This window comes from Ensifer sp. (genome assembly GCF_035999185.1).
GTDB lineage: Bacteria > Pseudomonadota > Alphaproteobacteria > Rhizobiales > Rhizobiaceae > Ensifer.
Window position 1 is genome coordinate 1 of the sequence record NZ_DASYHB010000162.1, and the last position, 2,400, is coordinate 2,400.

Genomic DNA, 2,400 nt, shown 5'->3' on the forward strand with positions numbered 1-2,400 from the left:
CCTGCTGCTGACGGTGAAGGCCGTGGTCCTCGCCGGGCTCTGCGGCGTCGGCGCCATCGTCGCGATCATGGTCTGGATGTGGGAGTGCGATCAGGCGCCGGCCGGCGAGATCGATATCGGCGGCGGCATCAGGCTGCCGAGTTATGCCTCGGGGCCGGTCTCGCATAGCTGGTGGGCGATGGTCGTGCTGATGCTTGTCGCCGCTGCGCTCTACCTCTCCTATCTCTTCGGCTATCTCTATCTCTGGACGGTAGCGCCGCAGTTCTGGCCGGGGCGATCGGAACTGCCCTCTCTCACGTCCATGCCGGCACCGTCCGCGCTGCTGGTCGTCAGTGGCGTGCTCCTCGAAGCCTGCAGGCGCCTGCTCGACAGTGGACACGGGCGATATGGCATCATCGCCGTCCTCCTCCTCGGGGCGTTCGCGCTCGTCGGCGCGCTCGGGGTCGATATCGTGCAGCATTGGCAGGCGGGCCTGCGGCCGCAGGCGAACGGCTATGCCGCAATGGTCTATGCGAATGCCGCGCTGCAGGCGCAGATCGCGGGCGCCGTGCTGCTGACGGCGGGCTTCGCCGCAGCGCGGCTGGCCTCAGGGAGGATCGACCGCGTCCGCCGTGTCGTCTTCGACAACCTCGCCCTGCTCTGGATCTATTCGCTCGGGCAGACCGCTTTCGGCCTTGTACTGACCCACGGTTTCCCGCGGCTGGTGGCGGCATGACGGCGCCCCTCCCTTTGCGATCGGCAATCACCGTCGTCGTCGGCCCGGTCCTCTGGGCGGCTCACTTCCTGACGGTGTATGCCTCGGAATCATTAGTCTGCCGAGCCGGCCTTCCGGCTTGGCACGATGCGCTCATCGCAGGCACGACTTCGGTTGCCCTGCTAGCGCTCGTCTGGCATTGCGCGACTTGGCAGCAGCGAAGGAAAACGGGTGACCAGACCCGTAGCGGCCTCGCCTGCATCGCGATCAGTCTCGGGGGACTTTCGGCGGTGTCGGTCTGCTTCGTGGCGCTAGCGGCCGTTTTGCCTGCTTGTAGCTAACGAACCCGATCTAACCCACAAGAGCGCTACGGGCATCTGCTAGATCGGCAGATCGACCATCTCGCCGTGCTTTCAGATAGCGTGGCGATTCAGCAACGCAGTGCGTCTAGATTATCCGTCAGCCGGATTCTGATTGCAGCTCCGACGCACAGGCGAGAGTGTGCCTTTGGGGGCGAGGGAGTTGCGGTATGCCTGCGCCAGAATCCTCTGAAGCTGAGATGGCCCGCACTAACGGCTATCTAATCCGAGCTGCCATTGTCGTGGTCATAGGAGTGATCGTAGTCGTGCCCCTCCTGGGATAATGCGGCTGCGACGAGCCTCAATCGGCGCTCACTTTTGCTCCGCATCCTGGAAGCCGCCGATTTCACAAGCCAACATACGGGCCCGCGCGATCTCATCTCTGAAGTGCTGATCTCGCCATTGGGAAGCCCAGGCTGCAACTGGATCATCCAGCGCTGGGCGGAGCGCTTCCCGAAGGTTTCGGACCTTGTACGGGACCTCGGGGATGCGTGGCCCAAACAATGAGCCCGCCGCTTGCTGGCGACGGGCCTCCGACAATGGTTAGGACTTTACTGGACCGGGATGCCGGGGAAATTTGCGTGCTCTCGGATCGGCTGCTGCCAGTATATCCGTAGCTTCACAATCCAGTGGAGTGCAGGCTAGCGTCCAGCCGGGAGAGGGAGCGGGCGCCGCGCAAGGAGCGACTCAGCAGCAAGAATCCTGTTCCGAGTTTGAGGTGTCGTCGTCCAATTCACCTCGTCTGTGAGGCTCGATCAATTCGTCAGCGCGCTCAATGCCTCGTCCGGCAGTTCTTCTCCATCCGCGGTTATGCGCTCCACTCGACCATCGAACAGATCTTCTGCGACAGCTTCCAGTGCATATTCGATCGATGGATATTCCATCCAGTACACGGCGTTTATCTCTCCTGCCTGCTTGTCGCGGTGCTGGAGTAGGACACCGATCTCGGCGCCTGAATACCTCACGATGACATCGACTGGCTGCATGTCGTACACTCCACATGCTTGAATCGATAACAACTCAACGGCAGCAGGCATTGTTCCCCTGATCTATGCGCGGACGGGGCTTAGCTTGGGTCGACGGAATTGGCGACTGCATCCTTTTTCTGCTTGGGCAGCAGGGTCATCATCAAGATGAACGCCGAAAGCACGAGGCAAATCGAGTTCGTTACGATCAGAGGCCATTCGCCCAAGCCAAGCCCATAGGCCGACCAAAGCGCAAAGCCTGTCACGTTGAAACCATACATGACGGGCGAAATCGAGCTGGTCTCACGGGTTTTTACGATCCGCCATGCCTGCGGAACGAAACTGACCATCGAACAAACGGCAGCACATGCGCCAGCGATTG

The 2,400-nt window shown here is 61.5% G+C and carries 2 protein-coding genes and 1 pseudogene; 1 reads left to right on the forward strand and 2 read right to left on the reverse strand.

Going from position 1 to position 2,400, the window contains the following annotated elements; all coding sequences use genetic code 11:
* Window positions 1-715, forward strand: a pseudogene (locus VGO04_RS20480) (cytochrome ubiquinol oxidase subunit I); the annotation flags it as partial.
* Window positions 716-1,808: 1,093 nt separating this feature from the next.
* Here VGO04_RS20480 and VGO04_RS20485 read toward each other — a convergent pair.
* Both VGO04_RS20485 and VGO04_RS20490 read right to left on the reverse strand, forming a co-directional pair.
* Window positions 1,809-2,039, reverse strand: a complete 231-nt coding sequence (locus VGO04_RS20485; RefSeq protein WP_327497800.1) for a hypothetical protein — start codon at window positions 2,037-2,039, stop codon at window positions 1,809-1,811.
* A gap of 80 nt (window positions 2,040-2,119) precedes the next feature.
* Window positions 2,120-2,400: SemiSWEET transporter (locus VGO04_RS20490; RefSeq protein WP_327497801.1), on the reverse strand; the 281-nt coding region annotated here is incomplete at its 5' end.

Coding starts and splice junctions, on each gene's coding strand:
- VGO04_RS20485 (WP_327497800.1), bottom strand. CDS start 2,039: ATGCAGCCAGTCGATGTCATCGTGAGGTATTCAGGCGCCGAGATCGGT.